The sequence below is a fragment of the Paraburkholderia franconis genome, assembly GCF_009362735.1.
In the GTDB taxonomy this organism is placed as follows: domain Bacteria; phylum Pseudomonadota; class Gammaproteobacteria; order Burkholderiales; family Burkholderiaceae; genus Paraburkholderia; species Paraburkholderia franconis.
On record NZ_WHNP01000006.1, the window covers coordinates 256,143 to 277,119 of the forward strand.

Here is a 20,977-nt window from a genome sequence, read left to right on the forward strand (position 1 = left end):
CGCGCGTTTCGCGCTTTCGCGCATCCAGCACCCGGAACCATGAATCCAACCGGAATGTCCCGCGCGCTCAGCGGGCCGCCCACACTTTCGCGCCACGCCGCCGATACGGCGCGCCTTGCCGCGCCGCTCGCCATCGCGCAGCTTTCGCAAATGGCGATGAGCGTCACCGATACCGTCCTGCTCGGCTCGCTCGGCCCCGACGCGCTCGCGGCAGGTGGCCTCGGCGCTAACCTGTTCTTCGTCGTCGTGACGCTGCTGCAAGGTGTGCTGACTTCCGTGAGCGTGAGCGTGTCGCATGCGCGCGGCGCGCAGGCCGAGCACCGCGTGCCGCATATCTACTGGACGGGCTTTCTGCTGTCGCTGCTGCTGGCGGTGCCCGCGTTCGTGCTGCTGTCGTTCGCCGCGCCCATCCTGACGGCCTTCGGCGAGCCGGCGCTGCTTGCGCACAACGTCGGCGAATACTGTGCAGTGCTGCGCTGGGGCGCGCCCGGCAGCCTGATCGGCATTGGCCTGATGCGCTCGTTCCTGCCCGCGATCGGCGCGGCGCGGCGGCTGCTCTGGGTGTCGATCGGCGGCGTGTTCGTCAACGCGTTCCTGAACTACGGGCTGATCCACGGCGCGTACGGGCTGCCGCGCCTCGGCTTCCTCGGCTCGGCGGGCGCGACGACGATTACCGTGTGGCTCACCGCGCTCACGCTGATGGGGCTGCTGCATCTGCGCCCGCGCTTCCGGCATTTCGTGACGGCCACGCGCCCCGACGTGCCGCTGATGGGCGAGCTGTTCGGCATCGGCTGGCCGGTGGCGATCACGTACGGCGTCGAATCGACGCTCTTTCTCGCGACGGGCCTGATGGTCGGCCTGCTCGGCGAATCGCAACTGGCGGCGCACCAGATCGCGCTGAACGTCGCGTCGGTGGCGTTCATGGTGCCGCTCGCGATCGGCCAGGCAGCGAACGTGCGCGTCGGCTTCTGGTCGGGCGCGGGGCAGCCGCTTGCCGCGCGCCATGCGGGCTTCGTCGCGCTCGGGCTCGGCGTGGGCTTCATGAGCCTGTCGGGCTTGCTGCTGATCACGGCGCCGCACTTCATCGTCGGGCTGTATCTGCATCTCGACGATCCCGCCAACGCGCCGACCGTCGCGCTCGCGAGTTCGCTGCTGGGCGTGGCCGCTATTTTCCAGATCGTCGACGGCATGCAGACGGTCGGCTCCGGCTGTCTGCGCGGACTGAAGGACACGCGCATTCCGATGATCGCGGCCGCGTTCGGCTATTGGGGAATCGGCTTCCCGACGGGCTATACGCTCGCGTTTCACTTCGGGCTCGGCGCGCGCGGCCTGTGGTGGGGACTCGCGGCAGGGCTCGCCAGCGTCGCGCTGCTGATGACGCTGCGCTTTCACAAGATGAGCCGGCACGCAATGAACCGACGAGAGCCTGCGTCGGCGAACTGAGCGCGGACGCCGGGACCTCGCGTGCCATGCGAACGCGCGCACGCATTCTTCGCGACGCGCCCTCTCGCGGGCGCGCTCAATCGCAAGCACCGCGCTGCCTCATGTCGAGGCTGCACGCTCGCGCGCCCTTCGCGCTTTTGTGTTGCGCGCGCAACCAACCGCGCGTCGAACCTGACCGCCACAGGTAAAATGCCACGCCTGGCTGCCGCCTGTCAGCCCAGCGCGCGACCCGCGCTGCGCAGCGGCCGCCTTCCCGTCCCCACAAGGGCACGCTCCGGCTCGCGTCCGACCACCCGACGCCGTATCGCACGACCCGCCTCCATGCTGCCCGGCCGCCCGCATGCTCCGCCGCAGCGCCCCCGTGCCGCGCGCACGCGTGATCCCGCGCGTGGCGGCATCGGCTCAAACCATCAGAAGACAACACAAGAGGACTGCCTTTCATGCTTGCCCGCGTCACCCGTCTCTTCCCGCTGTGGGCCGTGCTGGCCTCGCTCGCCGCCTACTTCTCGCCGTCGTCTGTGACGGGCATCGCGCCGCATGTGACGACGCTGCTCACGATCATCATGCTGTCGATGGGCGTCACGCTGTCGATCGACGACTTCCGCCGCGTGTTCACGCGTCCCGCGCCCGTGATCGCCGGCATCGTGCTGCACTATCTCGTGATGCCACTCGCCGCATGGGTGATCGCGAAGGCCCTGCGCATGCCGCCCGATCTGACGGCGGGCATGGTGCTGGTCGGCAGCGTCGCGAGCGGCACCGCATCGAACGTGATGATCTATCTGGCGCGCGGCGACGTCGCGCTGTCGGTCACGATCAGCGCGCTGTCGACGCTCGTCGGCGTATTCGCGACGCCGCTGCTCACGCGCCTGTATGTCGATGCGTCGATTGCCGTCGACGTGCACGGCATGCTGATGAGCATCCTGCAGATCGTCGCGCTGCCGATCGCCATCGGCCTCGTCGTCAACCATCTGTTCGGCAAGCTCGTGCGCAAGGTCGAGCCCGTGTTGCCGCTCGTGTCGATGGTGTCGATCCTGCTGATCATCGCGGCCGTGGTCGGCGGCACGCAGAAGAGCATTGCGTCGGTCGGGCTCGTGGTCATGCTGGGCGTGGTGCTGCACAACGGCATCGGGTTGCTCGGCGGCTATTGGGGCGGCCGTCTGCTCGGCTTCGACGAAGCCGTCTGCCGCACGCTCGCGATCGAAGTAGGGATGCAGAACTCCGGCCTCGCCGCAACGCTCGGCAAGCTCTACTTCACGCCGATCGCCGCGTTGCCCGGCGCGCTGTTTTCCGTGTGGCACAACCTGTCCGGATCGATGCTGGCGGGGCACTGGGCAGGCCGCCCCGCTAAAGGCTCGACGCACAATCAGGAGACAGGCGCGCTGGCGAGCGAACGCGTCTGACGCCGCTTCAGCCTTTCTCGCGTAACACGCCGCGCGCCGATGCGACGCGCGCGGCGCGTCCCCTCAACGAACTTCCCCGCTGCAAGCGGCCGCGCGCAAACCCGGGCACGCGCGTTGCGTGTCCCTTACCGACCCTCATTACGGTTTCCCCGTAAAATATTTTCAGGCGAAACCGCGACGCCGCGACGACCATCAGTGCCGATCAAGTGGAGGAACAAGCGTGTCGGCCTATAACACCAACGACGCAGCCGCATTGCAGCATCACGAAGAGCAACGCACCATCCGCATCTCGCTTAACGCGCCACGTCCGATGCTGACGCGCGCGTTCGCGCTCATCGTCGCGGCCACGCTGCTGGCCGCTTGCGCGACGCGCCCGCCCGCCACCGCATTCGACCGCCCCGTCACGCACGCATTGCCCTCGACGGAAAGCACGACGCTCTCCGCGGCGCTCGCCGCGTCCGAACGCGCGCATCCGGGCCAGTCGGGCTTTCGCGTGCTGTCCAACGGCACGGAAGCGCTGCAGATGCGCATCGCGCTCGCGCGCGCGGCGACGAAGACGCTCGACATGCAGTACTACATCGCCGAAGAGGACACGACGGGCAAGCTGCTGCTCGCCGCCGCGCTCTATGCGGCGGATCACGGCGTGCGTGTGCGGATGCTCGTCGACGACCTGAACTTCAAGGACATCGACCGCGTGATGGCCGCGCTGAACACGCACGACAACATCGAGATCCGCGTGTTCAACCCGTTCGGCAGCGCGCAATCGAGCTTCTATGAGCGCAGCGAGAACTTCTTCACGCAGGTCGGCGCGTTCACGCGGCGCATGCACAACAAGGCGATGATCACCGACAACCAGATCGCGATCGTCGGCGGCCGCAATCTCGGCGACGAATACTTCAGCGCGAGTCCGACGCTGCAGTTCCGCGATATCGACGTGCTCGCGGCCGGCCCGATCACGGCCGATATCTCGGCGAGCTTCGACAGGTTCTGGAACGACAGCAACTCGTATCCGCTGCGCGCGCTGAACAAGCAGAAGTTCGATCCGCACGATCTCGACCAGATGCGCGACGAGTTGCGCGCGCACTGGCGCACCAACGCGGACCCGTACAACGCGAAGCCGCTGAACGCGACACCGCTCGCATCGCAGATCGCCAGTGGCGAACTCGGGCTCATCTGGGCGCCCGCCGAATTCAAGGTCGATTCGCCTGAAAAAATGCGTCTGCCCGTCGATCAGTACAAGAGCCCGCCGATGATGCGCCTCGTCGAACTGATGCGCGACGCGCAAAAGGAATTCCTCGTCACGTCGCCGTATTTCGTGCCGCACGAGGCGGGCGTCGATGCGCTCGGCAAGCTCGTGCAGCGCGGCGTGACCGTCAAGGTGCTGACGAATTCGCTCGCGGCCACCGACGCCGTCGCCGTGCAGGCCGGCTATAGCCCGTATCGCGTGCCGTTGCTCGAACGCGGCGTGCAGCTCTACGAGTTCAAGCCGACGCAAGACGAGAACCAGCCGGAGACGGGCCTGTTCGGTTCGCGTTCGAGAGCCAGTCTGCACGCCAAGTCCTACGTGATCGATCGCAAGACGCTCGTGATCGGCTCGATGAATCTCGATCCGCGTTCCGCGCATCTGAACACGGAGCTCGCGCTCGTGATCCACAGCGCGCCCATTGCCGAAGACGTCGCGCGGCTCTTCGACCGTGCGACGTCGCCTGCCGTCAGCTATCGCGTGACGCTCGCGACGCCGTCGGAACTGGCCGCGCTGAAGTCTTCGGCGACGCCGCAATCGCAACTCATCTGGACCGACGAGGAAAACGGCCTGATTCACCAATACAACCTCGATCCCGGCGCGGGCTTTTACCGCAATGTGCTGACGGGTCTATTCTTGTTGCTGCCGGTCGATGATCAGTTGTGAAGCGCTGCCTTTTCCGGAAAGCCATCCAGTCACCAGTCAAGCGGAGTACAACATGACCGAAGATGTACGCATGGAACGCGATACGTTCGGCGAAATCGCCGTGCCGGGCGCGAAGCTGTGGGGTGCGCAAACGCAGCGCTCGCTGCAGAACTTCAAGATCTCGACGGAGAAGCAGTCGCCCGAGCTGATCACGGCGCTCGCGATCATCAAGCGCGCCGCCGCCGAAGTGAACCTGGGCCTGGGCGTGCTCGACGCGACCAGGGCGAAGGCGATCATGGCCGCCGCCGACGAGATCGTCGAAGGCCGGCACGCCGATGAATTTCCGCTCGCCGTCTGGCAAACGGGCTCCGGCACGCAGAGCAACATGAACCTCAACGAGGTGATCGCGAACCGCGCGAGCGAGCTGATGGGCGGCGAGCGCGGCGAAGCGCGCCTTGTGCATCCGAACGACGACGTGAATCGCGGGCAATCGTCGAACGACGTGTTTCCGACCGCGATGCACGTGGCGGCCGCTGTCGGCATCGCGAAACATCTGCTGCCCGCGCTGAAGACGCTGCGCGATACGCTCGACAAGAAAGCGAAAGCATTCGCCAATGTCGTGAAGATCGGCCGCACGCATTTGCAGGACGCGACGCCGCTCACGCTCGGCCAGGAATTCTCGGGCTATGTCGCGCAGCTCGACCAGTGCGCGAAACATATCGAATCGGTGTTGCCGCATCTGTACGAACTCGCGCAGGGCGGCACGGCCGTCGGCACCGGGTTGAACGCGCATCCGCAGTTCGCGGACCAGGTCGCGGCGGCGATCGGCAAGCTGACGGGCCTGCCTTTCGTGTCCGCGCCGAACAAGTTCGAGGTGATGGCAGCCGCCGATGCGCTCGTGTTCGCGCACGGCGCGCTGAAGACGCTCGCGGCAAGCATGACGAAGATCGCCAACGACATCCGCTGGCTCGCAAGCGGCCCGCGCTGCGGCCTGGGTGAACTGTCGATTCCCGAAAACGAGCCGGGCAGCTCGATCATGCCGGGCAAGGTGAACCCGACTCAATCCGAAGCGGTGACGATGCTGTGCTGCCAGGTGTTCGGCAACGATGTGGCCGTCAACATGGGCGGCGCGAGCGGCAACTTCGAGCTGAACGTGTTCCGGCCGATGATCGCGCATAACGTGCTGCAGTCCGTGCGCCTGCTTGCCGACGGCATGCAGAGCTTCAACGACAACTGCGCGGTCGGCATCGAGCCGAACCGCGAGCGAATCGACCAGTTGCTGAACGAATCGCTGATGCTCGTGACGGCGCTCAATCCGCACATCGGCTACGACAAGGCCGCGCAGATCGCGAAGAAGGCGCACAAGGAAGGCACCACGCTGAAGGCCGCGGCGCTCGCGCTCGGTCATCTGACGGAGCAGCAGTTCGACGAATGGGTGCGGCCGCACGATATGGTCGGCGACACGAAGCGTTAAAGCCTTTCGTTAAAGCCCTTCGCTAAAGCCCTTCGCTAAAGCCCTTTACTGCCGCCCTTTACTGCAAGCCCGCGATGCTCTCTTCGCAAACGCGAAGAGGGCATCCGGTGATACTGCACGTCAGACCTTGCCCTGCGCAACTTCCTCGGGCTTCAGATCGACGATCGCATCGAGTGCGGCTTTCACGTCCATTGCGTACTTCGCGAGACGCTTCTGCTCGTCGGTTTGCGGCACGAACGACGGCACGGACACAGGAGTTCCGTTCTCGTTGACGGCGACCATCACAACGAGACAGTCCGTGGTTTGCAGCAGCTCGCCGCCCTTCGGATCGCCCGCATGCACCGACACATGGATATGCATGCTGGTGCGCCCCGTCGCGACGACGCGCGCGCGCAGTTCGACCAGATTGCCGACGTGAATCGGCCGGCGAAAACGGATATTGCCGACGCTGACCGTCACGCAATATCGGCCCGACCAGACGGCCGCGCACGCGTACGCGGTTTCGTCGATCCATTTCATCAACGCACCGCCATGGACCTTGCCACCGAAGTTGACCGACGTCGGTTCGGCGAGGAATCGGAACGTGGTTTCTGAACGATCTAGCGGCGCTGCGGACGGCGTGCTCATCTTGACTCCGGTCAAACAAACTATCGAAAGGAGCCGATTATACGAGGGCAATAAGACGGCCGCTGTGCTATCCGGCGCTGCTTATGGCTTGCACTGCGCAACATTGCTTTGCATGGCGCGTAACTGCGGCCGGCGCGGCGCGCCGCCGCAACTCAGCGCAGCGCCGACGAGAAACGCTCGCGGTAGTCGAGCGGCAGCACGCCGAAGCTGCGCATGAACGCGCGCCGCAAGTTCTGCTCGCTGCCGAAGCCGCAATCCAGCGCGATCCGCTTCAGCGGCCGGCGCGATTCGGCAAGCGCCCGCGACGCCGCTTCGAGCCGCAATGCCGAAACGGTCTTCGCGGGCGTGCGGCCCACTTCGTCGACATAGCGGCGCGCGAAGGTGCGCGGACTCATGCGCGCCTCTTCCGCGAGCCGCTCGACGGACAGGTCGCCGTTCAGGTTCGACGCGATCCAGCCGTGCAAACCGTCGAACGCGCCGCCCGCCGACGCTTGCGCCGCCAGCGCCGCGCTGTACTGCGACTGCCCGCCCGGGCGCTTGACGAACACGACGAGCCGCCGCGCGACCTGCATCGCGACGGGATGCCCGTAGTCCTCCTGAATCAGCGCAAGCGCGAGATCGATGCCCGCCGTCACGCCCGCCGACGTCCACACGGCCCGGCCGCCAACGCCCGGCAACGGCTCGCGGATGAAGATCGGCTCGGCGTCGACACGTACGCGCGGAAAACGCTCGGCGAGGCGAACGGCGTCGCGCCAGTGCGTCGTCGCGCGGCGCCCGTCGAGCACACCCGCCGCGGCCAGATAGAACGCGCCCGTGCACACCGAGCACACGCGCCTCACCTGCGGCGCGCGCCGCGCGATCCAGTCGATCAGCGCCGGCTGCAATGCGCGGCCGTCGTCGACGGGAATGCCGGGGATGATCAGCGTGTCGATCGGCTCGCCGTCGAGCGCGTCGAGGCGCTGCGTGATGACGGGCAAGCCGGGAAAGGTGTCGAGCTCGCCGCCGTCGATCGATGCGACCGTCGTGCGGTACGCGACGCGCTCGGGCGATCCGGGCAACACTCCAGGCAACACGCGCCGCGCGTCGCGCACCGTCAGCTCCGCGCGATGGAATGCTTCGAGTGGGCCGCATGCGTCAAGCAGCACGAGTTCGGGCGCAACGGCGAACACGATGTGACGAACTTGCGGCGCGGGCGCGTCGTGTGCCAGCGCGCGCATCTCTTCGTGATCGGTGGCGTTCGAAGCGTGGATCATCGTGAGTCCTCTATCGTCGACATCGACGGAATCCGTTCACATGCTCGACGCGGGCAGCGCGCGCCTTTGCGACCACGCGAAGGCCAGCGTCGCCAGCGCGGCGAGCGCGAGGAACGGAAAAATCGCTGCGTTGATGGCCGCCCAGCCGAAATGCGCGAGCATCTGGCCCGCGCAGAGCGAGCCAAGCGCCGAGAACGCGAAGGTCGTGAATTCGCTCGTCGCCTGGGTCTTCGCCCGCTCGGACGACCGGTACGATTGCGCGAGCAGCGTCGTGCCGCCGACGAACATCAGGTTCCAGCCGACACCCAGGCACGCGAGCGCTGCGTAGAAGTGCGGCAGATCGGTCGAGCGCAGCGCGAGCACGCCGCATAGCGCCGACAGCACGATGCCCGCCCCGATCACGCGCAGCACGCCGAAGCGCGCGATCAGGCGCGCCGAAAAGAACGACGGTGCAAACATGCCGACCAGATGCCACTGGATGATCTGCGCGCCGTCGCCGATCGAGTGTCCGCACGCGACGGCGGCAATCGGCGTCGCGGTCATCACGAACATCATCACCGCGTAGCCGAGCGCGTTGTTCGCGAGCGCGGCCACGAAGATCGGCTGGCGGATGATCGCGCGCCAAGGCCGGGCCGGCTCCCGTTTCGCCGCGACGTCCGCATGCGGCGCGGCATCGCGATACAGCGCGGCGACGAGCGCCATCGACAGCAGCGCGAGCACTGTCACGAGCGCATACGAGCCGGCAAACGCGACGGGCGCGAGCCAGTCCTTGCTCCACGCGGCCAGCGCCGGACCGAGTACGGCCGCGACGACGCCGCCCGTCAGCACGGTCGAGATCGCGCGGCTCTTGGTTTCGGCGGAAACGGCGTCTGCGGCGGCGAGCCGATAGTACTGCGCGAAGGCCTGAAATACGCCGACGGTGGCCGTGCCCACGCAGAACGCCCAGAAGCTGTGGTGAAAGATCGCGTACACGGAAACCGCGCCGCCCGCCGCGCCGACGCCCGCGCCGAGCATGAAGCCCGCGCGCCGGCCGACGCGCGCCATCAGGAACGACGCGCACACGGTCGTCAGCGCGGCGGCGACGGTGATCAGCGAGAACGGCAGCGTGGCGAGCGACTTGTCGTCGGCAAGCGTGTAGCCGACGAGGCCCGTCAGCGTCAGATCGATCGACACCGACGACGTGTAGAGCGCCTGGCAAATGGCCAGCACACGCGCGGCGCGGCGGCCATGCGGATCGGCGCGGCCCGTGGCGCGGCTGTGGACATCGGAAGCGGCGGAAGGTGACGGCATCGGTGGCCTCGCGGCGGGTGACGAATGCGCACATCGTCACATCGGTCGCCTTGGCAGAAAGGCCAATGATGCATCAATTTCTGCCACGCCGCGCATGCCCTCGTCGGCGCATCCGTAGCGACCGCGCCGCCGGAGGCGTCAGTTGTGGACGGTGACGCCTTTGTCGATCGTGCCGTACATCGTGATGCTGCCCGATCCGGCCGACGACGGGCCCGCCCCGCCCTGCGCGCATGCGCTGCACAGGACCAAGGCCGCGACCACGGAGAAGAGGATTTTCATGACTGCGTCGTTCGCTCGAAAACTGGAGAAAGCGCTCCGATTCTAGCCTGGCGCCCTGTGCGCCCGCAGATCGACGGGGTGCGGCGGCGCACGCGACAGTTCACGGCACGCTGAAACATCGAATGCGCATCGCGGGTAGAGTGAAGCCATGACCCGATTGGCTACGAGCGCTTTGCATGGGGCGGGAGTAAGCGCTCAACCCCAACTCTAGTCCGCCGCTTTGCATCGGACCCGAGTAAGTGCTCTGCATGGGGCTGGAGTAAGTGCTAAAGCGCTAATTCGGGTCGACAGGAGATCCACATGGCTGCACTGCTTCCTTCGGAACCGAATTACTTTCCGGGCCTGAGCCGTATCGGCGCGCTGCTCGCCGACCCGGGCCGCGCCGCGATGCTGTGGGCGCTGATGGACGGCACCGCGCGTCCCGCAGGCGAACTGACGCTGATTGCGGGGCTTTCGCCGTCGGCGGCGAGTGCGCACCTCGCGAGACTCACCGACGGCGGACTGCTTGCGCTCGAAGTGCGCGGGCGGCATCGCTATTTTCGCATCGCGTCGGCGGAGATCGCCGCGACCATCGAGGCGCTCGCCAACGTCGCCGAAGCCACGGCGCCGCAGCGCCCCGTGCCGCGTCCGGCGCGCACCGTGCCCGTCGACATGCGCTACGCGCGCACCTGCTACGACCATATGGCGGGCGAACTGGCCGTGCGCGTCTACGAACGGCTGGTCGGCGGCGACCTGCTGACCGTCTACGGCGATTCACTCGACGCGACGCCCAAAGGCGCAGCGCTCCTCGCCGACTGGGGTATCGACGTCACGCGACAGCGTACGCGTCGCCGGCGTTTCGCCTGCACCTGCCCCGACTGGAGCGAGCGCAGGCCGCATCTGGGCGGCGCGCTCGGCGCGGCGCTGCTCGAGTCGTGGTCGTCGAAGGGCTGGGTCGAGCGCGCCGAGCGGCCGCGAATCCTGCGCGTGACGCCCTCCGGCCATCGTCATTTCGACGCGTTTTTGGCGCATTGACGAGCGATTCGTCTGACAAGCCATTTGACGGGACAACTTTTGTTACAGCGCCACCGGAGTGGCTTACAAATGAGACCGCCTTGAAACAGGCGCCACGGGTAGAGTGATTTCGCAGGGTGCCGCGCCGCGCGCACCCGATGGAGCGACAACCATGAAAACACTCACCACACCAGGCCGAAATTCCGGCACCGCCGACGATTCGGCGCACCGCGCGATGCAGCGTTCGTCTCTCGTCGCGCTCGCCGTCGCGGGCGCGCTGGCGACGCTCGCGATGCAGACAGCGTGGTCGCAGGAAGCGCCGCCGCCCGCGAACGTCGCGCAATCCGCGCCGCAATCGGCACCTCAATCGATGCCGGATAGCGACCCGCCCGGACGCGTCGCGCGCCTGAACTACATGGCGGGCACGGTCACGACGGAGCCCGCGGGCGCGTCCGACTGGTCGTATGCGCAAGCCAACCGGCCGCTCACGACGGGCGACCATCTGTGGAACGACAAAAACGCGCGCTCGGAACTGCACATCGGCTCGACGGCCGTGCGCATGGGCCAGCAAACCAGCCTCGACATCCTCAATCTCGACGACAACAGCACGCAGCTAAAGGTCGCGCAAGGCACACTGTCGACACACGTGCGCGCGATCGCGCCGGGCTCGTCGTATGAGATCGACACCCCGAATCTCGCGCTGGGCGTCGACGGGCCAGGCGACTATCGCGTCGATGTCGCACCCGACGGCAGCAGCACGACGGTCACGGTGCGCAGAGGCAGTGCGACTGTCTACGGCGACAACGGCCAGGTGACCGTCGCCGCTGGGCAGCAGATCACCTTCGCGGGCACGAGCCTGGAGCAGACGGCCGATAACGGCGCGCCCGGCGCCGACCCGTTCGACCAGTGGACGGCCAGCCGCGATGCCGCCGAAGACCGCTCGGTTTCGGCGCGCTATGTATCGCGCGAAATGCCCGGTTATCAGGACCTCGACGCGAACGGCACGTGGCGCAGCACGCCACAATACGGCGAAGTGTGGATGCCGAATGAGGAGCCCGCAGGATGGGCGCCTTATCGCGACGGCCACTGGGTCTGGCAAGCGCCGTGGGGCTGGACGTGGGTCGACGACGCGCCGTGGGGTTTCGCGCCTTACCACTATGGCCGCTGGGCCTATGTCGACGATACGTGGGCGTGGGTGCCGGGGCCCGTCGTCGTCAGCGAGCCGCCCGTGTACGCGCCCGCTCTCGTCGCGTTCGTCGGCGATGGCGGCGGCAGCGACTGGAGCGTCAATCTGGCGATCGGCGGCGTCGCGGCGGCGGGGGTCGCGTGGTTCGCGCTCGGCCCCGGCGAGCCGTGGCATCCGCACTGGGGCCGCGATCACGACTGGAGCCCGCGCTATTACGAGCGCGTGAACAACACGGTCATCGTCAACAACCGCGTCGATATTCATAACAACGTCCGCAACACGTACATCAACTACCGCGCGCCAGGCGCCGTCACGGGAATGCCCGCAACGGCATTCGTCCACGGACAGCCGACGAATCATTTCGGACAGCGCGTCGATCCCGCGCAGTGGCGCAATGCGCGCTTCAATGCCGGCGCGCCGAATCTCGCCCCCGTCAGGCAGAGCTTCGGACCGGGGATGCGCAACGCGGCCTACCGGCCGCCGGCGAACGTGATGGCGCGGCCCGTCGTCGGCACGCGCAATCCTGGCGTGCCCGCGGCGTTCCACGACAGGCTCGCGCAGAACTTCGCCCAAGGCGGGCACGGGCGCGTGCCGGGCGCGGGCGAGCCGATGGTGCGGACTTCCGTGCCCGCGCACTTCGGCGGACAGACGCTCAATGGCAACGGCCCCGTCGCGAACGTGCGGGTGGTGCGCTCGCGCGTGCCGGGCCAGATGCCCGGCGCGATGCCGGGCGCGCCGATCGCGGGTGCGCCGGGCGGACAGCGGCCGGGTGGCGAGCCGCAAATGAGCGCACCGCAGCATGGCGTGCCGGGTCAACCGGGGCGCGGTTTTGCGTCGGGGCCGATGGCTGGCCAACGAGCCGAGCGGCCCGGACAACCCGTTCAGCCGGGCAATGGCGTGCCGCGTCCTCCGCAATTCACGGGCGGCCATCAGATGAACGGCATGCAGCCGCAGCCGGGTCAGCCGGGAGGCGCGCAGCGTCAGGATCTGGCTGCCGCCCAGCAGCGTGAGCCCGCGTGGACGCAGCATCATGCGCCGATGGCCCAGCAACGCGGCAACCCGCAGTCCGGTGCAGCGCAGCCGCAGGGTCCCGCGATGCAGCAGAACGGTCAAGCGATACAGCAGCACGAACGGGCGCCACGGCCGGCGAACGGTTTCGCTGGCGCCGCGCAGGGTCAGCCGCAACACGGGCCGGAGATGCGCGCGCAGCCGACGCCGGCTCCGGTGCAACAGGCGCAGCAACAGGGACGCGAGGCATTTCGTCCGCAGAATCAGCCCCAGGTTCAGGCGCGTCCGGAGTTCCATCCGCAGCAACAGGCGCGTCCGGAATTTCACCCGCAACCGCAGCCGCAACAGCAACAGCAACAGCAGGCACGCCAGGCGCTCCGTCCGCAGCCACAACCGCGACCGGAGTTCCACCCGCAGCCGCAACAGCAACAGCAACAGCAGACACGCCAGGCGCTCCGTCCGCAGCCACAACCGCGACCGGAGTTCCACCCGCAACCGCAGCCGCAACAACAGGCACGCCAGGAGTTCCATCCGCAGCCGCAACCGCGTCCGGAATTTCATCCGCAACCGCAGCCGCAACAACAGCCGCGTCCGGAATTCCATCCGCCGCCGCAGGCGCAGCAGCCGCATCCGCAGCCTCAACCGCAGCCGCAGCCTCATCAGGAACAGCGCGCGACGGGCGGCGGAGGCCACGAAGAGCATCATCGCGGCTGAGTCCCGGCAGCACCGGCAGTCGAGGCAATCGCGCCGCGCCACAAACGGAAACGCCCACCGCAATTGCGGTGGGCGTTTTCACATCAGGGATACGATGCGCCGGAATACCGGCTACGCGTCAGATCGCCATCGGCGCTGTCAGCGGTTCGTGGTGCCGGTAGCCGACCAGCGAGAAATCGGAGGGTTCGATCTTCTCCAGCCACTCGGGCTCGTAGACGCCCGTCTTCGCGAACTCGGGCACGCGCTCGGCAATCGCGAGCGTCGGGCTTTCGTAGGGCTCGCGCGTCAGCTGCTGTTGCAGCATGTCGAGCTGGTTCTCGTAGATGTGCGCGTCGCCGATGAAATACGTGAACCAGCGCGGCGTATAACCCGTCAGCCGGCCGACGAGATGCAGCAGCGCCGCGCCTTCCGTCAGGTTGAACGGCGTGCCGAGCCCGACGTCGTTGCTGCGGATGTACAGGCACAGCGAAATCTCGCGCTTCGACACGTACGGCAGAAACTGATACAGCAGATGGCAAGCCGGCAGCGCAATTTCCTCGAGCACGGCCGGATTCCAGGCGTGAAACAAAATCCGCCGGTCGGAAGGGTTGTTGACGATCGTGTCGAGGCACTGGCGGATCTGGTCGATCGCCTTGTACAGCACCACCTTGCGCACGCCGCCCTCCTCGAACTCGGTGACGGGCGTGTAGCCGCGCGACGCCGCATCTTCGAGACGGGCGCTCGCCGTCGTGTCGAGCACCTTATAGGCGGGCCACTGGCGCCATTGGACGCCGTAGACATCGCCCAGATCGTCGGGGCCTTGCCGGTAAGGGTTCGCGAGCCACTGCGCGTTTTCGTTCGCGTTGCCGTCCCAGACCTTGCAGCCGAGCGCGCGAAAATCGGCTGCGCTACGCGATGCGCGCAAAAAGCCGATCAGCTCGCCGATCGCCGACTTGAAAGCGAGCCTTTTCGTCGTCACGGCGGGGAAACCCTGCTGCAGATCGAAGCGCAACATCGCCCCCGGCATGCTGATCGTGCGGATGCCGGTGCGGTTTTCCTGCCAGTTGCCGGTATCGAGGATCGTGCGGACGAGGTCGAGGTATTGTTTCATGCGGATTCCTTCGGCCGTGCGCCTAGCGCACCGGAGGTTTTTGGGAAACTCCGATTCTAGCAAGCCGCGTGAAGCCCGGTGCTGGCGCCGCTTCCCGCGCGACGCGTGCTGCCGGCATGTCCTTCGCCGCGCGTGGAAAGCGGCGTAAAGAGCCGGCAACGCAACCGGAAACGGGAAAGGGCCCGTCCAAAGCAAAGAAGCCCGGCCAATCGGCCGGGCTTCCCGATGTCTCGTCGCGAACAGACGTCAGAGATGCGGCATCGTCGACGGCAACTCCGCCGCGTGCTGCGCGAGCGGTTCGCTTTCCATATGCCGCATGCCGTGCGAGCACAGCAAACGGTACAGCGTCACGCGCGAAATGCCGAGTTCCTGTGCCGCGTCGCCGAGACGCCCGCGATGGCGCAGCAGCGCCAGCTCGATCGCCTGCCTTTCGGCTGCCTCGCGCGCCTGCGCGAGCGAGACGGGAACGATCTCGACGTATTCCGCGAGTTCGAGATCGCGCGCCGTGATCGCGCGGCCCTCCGACATCACGATCGCGCGCCGCACGCGGTTGATCAGCTCGCGCACGTTGCCCGGCCAGCTGTAGTTGTGGAGCGCCGCGATCGCATCGGGCGCGAAGCCGCGCAGCCGGCGGCTCGCATCTTTCCTGAAACGCTCGAGCATATGCCGCGCGAGCAGCTCGATGTCCTTGCCGCGCGCGCGCAGCGGCGGCTCGTCGATCTGCAGCACGCACAGGCGGTGATACAGGTCCGAGCGGAACCGCCCTTCGATCATTGCCGTGTTCATGTCGACGTGAGTCGCGGAGATGATCCGCACGTCCACCTCGATCGCGCCGTGTCCGCCGAGCCGTTCGACCTTGCGCTCCTGCAGAAAACGCAGCAGGCTCGCCTGGCTTTCGAGCGGCAAATCGCCGATTTCGTCGAGGAACAGCGTGCCGCCGTTCGCCGCTTCCACGCGGCCGATCTTGCGCTGGTTCGCGCCCGTGAACGCGCCGCGCTCGTAGCCGAAAAGCTCCGACTGCAGCAGATGCGGCGGAATCGCGCCGCAGTTGATCGGAATGAACGGCGCGTTGCGGCGCGCCGAGCGCTCGTGGATAGCGACGGCCGTCAGTTCCTTGCCGGTGCCCGATTCACCGGAAATGAAGACGGGCGCGTCCGTCATCGCGACCTTGCGGATCGAGCGGAAGAGCGCGAGCATCGCGTCGCACGAACCGACCATCTCGCCCTCGGAACCGCCCGGCGATGCGTCATTCGACGCCGGCTCGCCGAGCGAGACCATTCCATATGCATGCCCGACCGAATCGACGATCCGGTCGCCCGAGTAAGGCACGGTCACATAATCGAAACAGTAGTCGCGCACGAGCCGACGCAAGGCGGCGTCCTGCAGCTGGCCGGCCATCGTGGTCGCGACCCAGCCGACGTTGGGCATCGTCAGGCAGGACTCGAATGCAGCGATTTCATGCTGCTGGAAGCAGCTCGACAGGTCGAGCAGACCGCCCGCCGCCATCCCCGCACGCACAGCGCGGCGCGCATCCCGCGCCGAGCCGACGACTTCGACGTGCCAGCCGCGCTCATGAAAACGCGTGTTCAACTCAGCGCTGGGATCTCTTGATACGTATATCAGTTGCCGTGTGGCGGATTCCATTATTCAGATCCTCTCGTCAACGAACGTTAAGGATGACGGCATGTGCTGATCTGGATTTAGCTTTCAGGCACGCCTATTCGCACGGGATTCGCAAACGGCGAAAACCGAACGGCCATTCCATTCCGTACGGACAGCTGATCCCCGAAAACGGCGCGTGTATTGAAACGGCCCAGTAGTGGGCTTTTTAAAATCGTGTGCTGTGGATGAGAGCTTACTATACGCGCGAGCCGTCGAAAACAAATATGCGAATTAAATCGTCAGACCTTGCGCGGCAAGGGTTTGCGGCTGCAAGGCAATCTCATTAGGACCCGATTAATTCACCTGGAAGCGCATTCACCCTACTTTTTTATCAACGTGCTCCCGTGGCGTTGCATTTAACGCACCGATTTGAAATAAGCGTGTTTTTTTGGGCGAGGTTTCAGACCTGAAACGTTTACGGCCGATTTTCAGCAACGGGCGCCGGATCGATTTTGGGCGGACCAATCGCATCAATGGGTTCGCACGGATGGCACACGTTTCGCTAAATCTCCCGCACCAAGGAGAGACATCATGCGACTCGTTTTCGGCATCGACTCGAGCCCGATCCGGCGACTGCCAGCCAGCGCCGCCCTGTGCGTCGCGCTCGCTCTCGTCGCGCTCCCGGCAGGCGTGAACGCGCAGGAATCCGTCACCGCGGAACCGCTCGCGACGGCAGCGCATCCCGCGCCCGATTCCGCGGATGAAACGTTTGCGACCACCACCAATGCCAGTACGGAACCGGAAGCAGCGACGGAAGACGAGTCGACTCGCGCGCAGGTAATCGACGAGCCTGACGACGGCACGCCGACGAGCAACGTCGCGCTCGACGACCAGGTGCTGTCGCGCCAGCGTGGCGGAGCGGCAGGCATGGTGATGGTCGCGGCGGCGCCGCAGCTGACACGCGGCAATGCCGTGACGCTGTGGGACGAGATCGCGCCGCCGTCGCCGCTGCCCATCCCCGTCGACGCCGCACGCGCCGCGCAAGGCAACGTAGCGAACTACCAGCGCAAGTAGGAAACGCAGCAATGCAGCAGCCGTAGCACAAAAAGCGCATCGAAGAGCATGCAAAGTGTTTCGGACTCCGTATCGGGAGCACGCAAAATGATCGCTTCATTCGCGACGCTGTACAGCCGCGCAACGCGCGCGACAACCCTGGCTGCACTCGTCGGCGCATCCGCCGCCGGCTTCGCGGGCGTCGCAGCCGCGCAGGTCGTGAATCCCGGCGATATCGTCGTCGAGAGGGAGATCACGCCGCGCATCGCATATGACTCGGTGCCGAGGGACCAGGACCCCGTGACCTCGCGCGTCTCGACGTTCCCCGCCAACACCTTCAACCCGACGATGGCGCAAGTCGCCTCGGACGCCGACCTGACCAACGCGCACGGCTCGACGGGTCTCGACAGGAACGTTGCCGGCAACGCGGGCCTCCAGGCCGTCACTCGCATCCTGACGGGCAGCACCACGAACAACAACGTCGCGCTCAACTCCGGCGGCATCGGGCAACCGGCGCCGGGGCTCGGCGGCAGCATCTCGGCGTCGGTGACGGGCGCGCTCGCGCCGCTCTCGACGGCGCTGGGCGGCGCGCTCGGAGGGCTCAACAAATGACCGCGCTGTTTCGTTCGCCATTGCCGGTCCGGCGCATTCCGGCGCGCGCCGGTATCGCGGCCTTCGTGCTCGTCGGGCTCGTAGCAATGCACGCCGCGTGCGCGCAACAGATGCCGCAGCAGATGCCACAGCAGACAGCCCGCGTGACGGGCGACGCGGGCATCGCGACGGGCGCCGGCGTCGGCGCGACGGGCGCGCTCACGGTGAACCAGGCGGCTGGCCTGAACAACGCGCAGCTCAATCAGTTGACGATCTCGAACGGCGACGCCGCCGGCAACGACAACACCAGCGTCCAGAGCGCCGGCGCGCGGGCCCGCGTGCCGAGCGCGCGCGCGTCGATCGAAGGCAATGCATTTTCGAATACGTCCGGAGCGGTGATGGTGAACCAGTCTGCGGGCGCAGGGAATCTCCAGCGCAACAGCGTGCAGCTCGGCACTGCGGCGCCTGGGGTCGAGGCTGTCTCGGATGGCGTGCTGTCCGCGGCGGCCGCGAAGAACGGCGGTCAGGGTCAAGCGATCGGGGTTCAGACCGTGCGCGAGACCAGCATCTCCAACGACGCCTTCAAGAGCGTCAACGGAATCGTGCAGATCAACCAGACTGCCGGCGCCGGTAATGCCACGGCAAACAGTTTTGTGCTCCGTCCCCCGGCGGGCACTCTTTTCTAATTGACCACAACGAGTATCGGAGCGAAACATGAAGCGCACTCTCATTGCAGCAGCCGTCCTCGCAGCCGCTTCCTCCAGCGCCTTCGCGAGCCCGCTGAAGAACCCGTTCATCTTCAATGCGACGCTGGTGGGCGAAGCCGTCGGCATCGAAGGATTCGTCACGCTGTTCGGCTGCGTGGGCGTCTCCAGCACGGCGGGCGCCGTCGTCAACAACACGCAGCATGCGTACGCAAACGCATCGCTGAGCCCGAACGCGCAAACGTACACGTCGGGCAGCGTCACGACGCGTATCAACAACAGCTACGACTCCGTGAAGGGCGGCGGCCACGCGTGGGCCTCGGTGTCGACGTCGCACTCGTCGTCGGCGTACGCCGCGCAGGGCTATCAGGCGTCGTCGCACTACGCGTACGGCGACCAGAGCAGCTCGATCAAGGGCGGCGGCTTCGAGTTCAGCGCGCAGGCGGCCGAGATCAACGGCAGCTTCAGCCATGACAGCCAGAACGCCGGCGGCCATATCTCCGCAGGCGGCCATGCAGGCGGCAGCTATCAGTACGCTTCGTTCAACACCCCGCACTTCGGCTTCGGCGAAGCGCATGTGCAAGGTGGCTTCTCCGCCGGCTACCACGAGTCCAGCTACAGCAACAGCAACCACCTGTCGGGTGCGTTCGGCGCGGTGGAAGGCTCTGGCCAGGGCAAGGTGTGGGGCTTCAAGGCCGATCAGGGTTCCGGCTATCGCGCGTATGGCGAGCAGTCGAGCGGCTATGAAGTCGAAAAGTCGAACAGCCACGACAGCGTAGCGGCGCAATGGGGCTTCAGCTCGACGGTAGACAGGACAGATGTCGACGTGTACGGCTCGGTCACCGAGCACATCAACACGCAGAAGGCGGGCAACCTGACGGCGACGACGGGCGCGAACGCCGCGCAGAACGTCAGCGGCAACATCGGCGTGAACATCGCGGAAGGCGTGAACAACGCGCAGAGCAACGACGCCGCGCTCGCTTCCGTCGATGCCGGGAATGTGTTCGGCAACGCACAGGTCTTCAACGACCAGAGCTCGGGTGGCCGCGCGAACATCAACAACTTCAAGGTGAACGCATCGGTCGGCGACAACTCGCTGCAGTACGCATCGGGCAACGTCGGCGTGAACGTCGCGTCGGGTATCAGCAACGTGCAGAACAACAGCATGGCCGCTTCGACGTCGACGGTCTCGCGCAACCATGCCAGCGCGGCAATGGTCGCGACGGATGAATCGTCGCAGTCGGCGGGCGTGTCGTTCTACGGTTCGTTCGAAGGCACGGCGATGCTCGGCGCAGGCGCGCTGAGCCACGCAACCGGCAACATCGGCGTGAACATCGCGGGCGGCGCGGGCAACGTGCAGCACAACGGCCTCGCGATCGCTTCGATGAACACGAGCCACTAACGAAGCAGCCATAAGGGGAATGCGCCGGTGGCCTGACCAGCTGCCGGCGCGACCTGGCAGCAACGATGTTGCGTGGGATCAGGGCACGCATGCGACGGGAGCGGGCACCAAAGCTCCAATCCCGCCGACATGCCGACTCTGGTCGCGCGCTGTGCTTGGGACCCGAGTAAGTGCTCCGCATGGGGCTGGCGTCAGTGCTAAAGCACGCACTCCAGCCGACAGCTGAAGCGCCCAACCCGGGTCGACAGGAGACCAGCATGTCCCGGTTCGACCGGTATCCGGCGTTTCGACTCGCCGATGCCGCCGTTGCGTTCGCAACTTGCGCGATGTGTGCGACAAGCCACGCACAGGCGAGCATCGACACGTCTACCCTCGCAGGAGTTCCGCTAACCAAAACGGTGCATTCGATGAGGGAGCTCCGGTACCGCCATATCGTCAGCCAGCAGTTCGACTACAGCTGCGGCGCGGCGGCGCTCGCGACCCTCCTCAAGTACGGCTACGGAATCGACATCCCCGAGACGGAGCTGATCCGCCGGATGATGGTGTTCTCCACGCCGGAAGTAGCGGTCAAGAACGGCTTCTCGATGCTCGACATGAAGAAGTTCGTCGAGACGATCGGGTTGCGCGGGCGAGGCTTCAGGGTCAACACGGACGCGCTGTATCACCTCCAGATCCCCGTCATGGTTCTGATGAACATCGACGGCTACGAGCACTTCGTGATCGTCAAGCACGCGCAGGACGGTCGCATCTTCATCGCGGACCCCGCCCTCGGCAATCGCATCCTGCTCGAGGAGGACTTCGCGAAGACATGGAATGGGCTTGTGTTCGCAGTCGTCGGGAAACCGTTCAGGAAGGATTCCCCGCTGTTGCAGGACAACGAGTCGCTGGCGCTGCGTTTGCGCGAGCGCGCGCTCACCAACGGGACGGCCGCGACTCCCTTTGTCGAATATGGCTTGATCAAGGCAGACCTGTTCTGACCA

The 20,977-nt window shown here is 66.4% G+C and carries 17 protein-coding genes; 11 read left to right on the forward strand and 6 right to left on the reverse strand.

Going from position 1 to position 20,977, the window contains the following annotated elements; all coding sequences use genetic code 11:
- Positions 1–39 precede the first annotated feature (39 nt).
- The 4 genes from GCT13_RS09425 (at position 40) to fumC (ending at position 6,205) form a co-directional block, all read left to right on the forward strand.
- The gene (locus tag GCT13_RS09425) at positions 40–1,443 is read left to right on the forward strand and encodes an MATE family efflux transporter (protein ID WP_152757214.1); all 1,404 of its coding nucleotides are present in this window, start codon (positions 40–42) and stop codon (positions 1,441–1,443) included.
- A 440-nt stretch (positions 1,444–1,883) separates the two neighbouring features.
- Positions 1,884–2,843 (forward strand): ketopantoate/pantoate/pantothenate transporter PanS, encoded by a 960-nt coding sequence (gene panS / locus GCT13_RS09430; RefSeq protein ID WP_152757216.1) that lies wholly within the window; start codon positions 1,884–1,886, stop codon positions 2,841–2,843.
- Positions 2,844–3,063: 220 nt separating this feature from the next.
- The gene (locus GCT13_RS09435; protein ID WP_407670764.1) at positions 3,064–4,752 is read left to right on the forward strand and encodes a phospholipase D family protein; all 1,689 of its coding nucleotides are present in this window, start codon (positions 3,064–3,066) and stop codon (positions 4,750–4,752) included.
- Between the two features lie 52 nt (positions 4,753–4,804).
- A complete protein-coding gene (gene fumC / locus GCT13_RS09440) occupies positions 4,805–6,205 on the forward strand; it encodes a class II fumarate hydratase (RefSeq protein WP_152757218.1) in 1,401 nt (466 codons plus the stop codon).
- A gap of 120 nt (positions 6,206–6,325) precedes the next feature.
- Here the strand turns inward: fumC and GCT13_RS09445 are convergent, their stop codons facing one another.
- From GCT13_RS09445 to GCT13_RS48265, 4 genes are all read right to left on the reverse strand, one after another.
- Positions 6,326–6,832, reverse strand: a complete 507-nt coding sequence (locus GCT13_RS09445) for an acyl-CoA thioesterase (RefSeq protein ID WP_152757220.1) — start codon at positions 6,830–6,832, stop codon at positions 6,326–6,328.
- A 152-nt stretch (positions 6,833–6,984) separates the two neighbouring features.
- Positions 6,985–8,049, reverse strand: a complete 1,065-nt coding sequence (locus tag GCT13_RS09450) for a GlxA family transcriptional regulator (RefSeq protein ID WP_152757324.1) — start codon at positions 8,047–8,049, stop codon at positions 6,985–6,987.
- 72 nt (positions 8,050–8,121) lie between these two features.
- On the reverse strand, positions 8,122–9,375 hold the full coding sequence (locus tag GCT13_RS09455; RefSeq protein ID WP_152757222.1) for an MFS transporter: 1,254 nt from the start codon (positions 9,373–9,375) through the stop codon (positions 8,122–8,124).
- Positions 9,376–9,513: 138 nt separating this feature from the next.
- Positions 9,514–9,654: a hypothetical protein gene (locus tag GCT13_RS48265; RefSeq protein ID WP_193727619.1), complete on the reverse strand. Its 141-nt coding sequence runs from the start codon at positions 9,652–9,654 to the stop codon at positions 9,514–9,516.
- 300 nt (positions 9,655–9,954) lie between these two features.
- Here GCT13_RS48265 and GCT13_RS09460 point away from each other — a divergent pair, with 300 nt between their 5' ends.
- On the forward strand, positions 9,955–10,668 hold the full coding sequence (locus GCT13_RS09460) for an ArsR/SmtB family transcription factor (protein WP_152757224.1): 714 nt from the start codon (positions 9,955–9,957) through the stop codon (positions 10,666–10,668).
- Between the two features lie 151 nt (positions 10,669–10,819).
- Positions 10,820–13,555: a DUF6600 domain-containing protein gene (locus GCT13_RS09465; protein WP_227746767.1), complete on the forward strand. Its 2,736-nt coding sequence runs from the start codon at positions 10,820–10,822 to the stop codon at positions 13,553–13,555.
- Positions 13,556–13,673: 118 nt separating this feature from the next.
- On the opposite strand, the gene GCT13_RS09470 is transcribed toward GCT13_RS09465, so the two are convergent.
- Together GCT13_RS09470 and GCT13_RS09475 are read right to left on the reverse strand one after the other, a co-directional pair.
- On the reverse strand, positions 13,674–14,645 hold the full coding sequence (locus GCT13_RS09470; protein ID WP_152757226.1) for a thymidylate synthase: 972 nt from the start codon (positions 14,643–14,645) through the stop codon (positions 13,674–13,676).
- Between the two features lie 246 nt (positions 14,646–14,891).
- A complete protein-coding gene (locus GCT13_RS09475) occupies positions 14,892–16,289 on the reverse strand; it encodes a sigma-54 dependent transcriptional regulator (protein WP_152757228.1) in 1,398 nt (465 codons plus the stop codon).
- 549 nt (positions 16,290–16,838) lie between these two features.
- Between GCT13_RS09475 and GCT13_RS09480 the strand changes: the two genes are divergently transcribed.
- The 5 genes from GCT13_RS09480 (at position 16,839) to GCT13_RS09500 (ending at position 20,974) form a co-directional block, all read left to right on the forward strand.
- A complete protein-coding gene (locus tag GCT13_RS09480; RefSeq protein ID WP_152757230.1) occupies positions 16,839–17,321 on the forward strand; it encodes a hypothetical protein in 483 nt (160 codons plus the stop codon).
- Positions 17,322–17,408: 87 nt separating this feature from the next.
- A complete protein-coding gene (locus tag GCT13_RS09485; RefSeq protein ID WP_152757232.1) occupies positions 17,409–17,912 on the forward strand; it encodes a hypothetical protein in 504 nt (167 codons plus the stop codon).
- A gap of 110 nt (positions 17,913–18,022) precedes the next feature.
- Positions 18,023–18,577: a hypothetical protein gene (locus GCT13_RS09490; protein WP_227746774.1), complete on the forward strand. Its 555-nt coding sequence runs from the start codon at positions 18,023–18,025 to the stop codon at positions 18,575–18,577.
- A 28-nt stretch (positions 18,578–18,605) separates the two neighbouring features.
- Positions 18,606–19,997 (forward strand): hypothetical protein, encoded by a 1,392-nt coding sequence (locus GCT13_RS09495; protein ID WP_152757234.1) that lies wholly within the window; start codon positions 18,606–18,608, stop codon positions 19,995–19,997.
- Positions 19,998–20,254: 257 nt separating this feature from the next.
- Positions 20,255–20,974 carry a C39 family peptidase gene (locus GCT13_RS09500; RefSeq protein WP_152757236.1) on the forward strand — a complete coding sequence of 240 codons (720 nt, stop codon included), beginning with the start codon at positions 20,255–20,257 and terminating at the stop codon, positions 20,972–20,974.
- Positions 20,975–20,977: the final 3 nt, after the last annotated feature.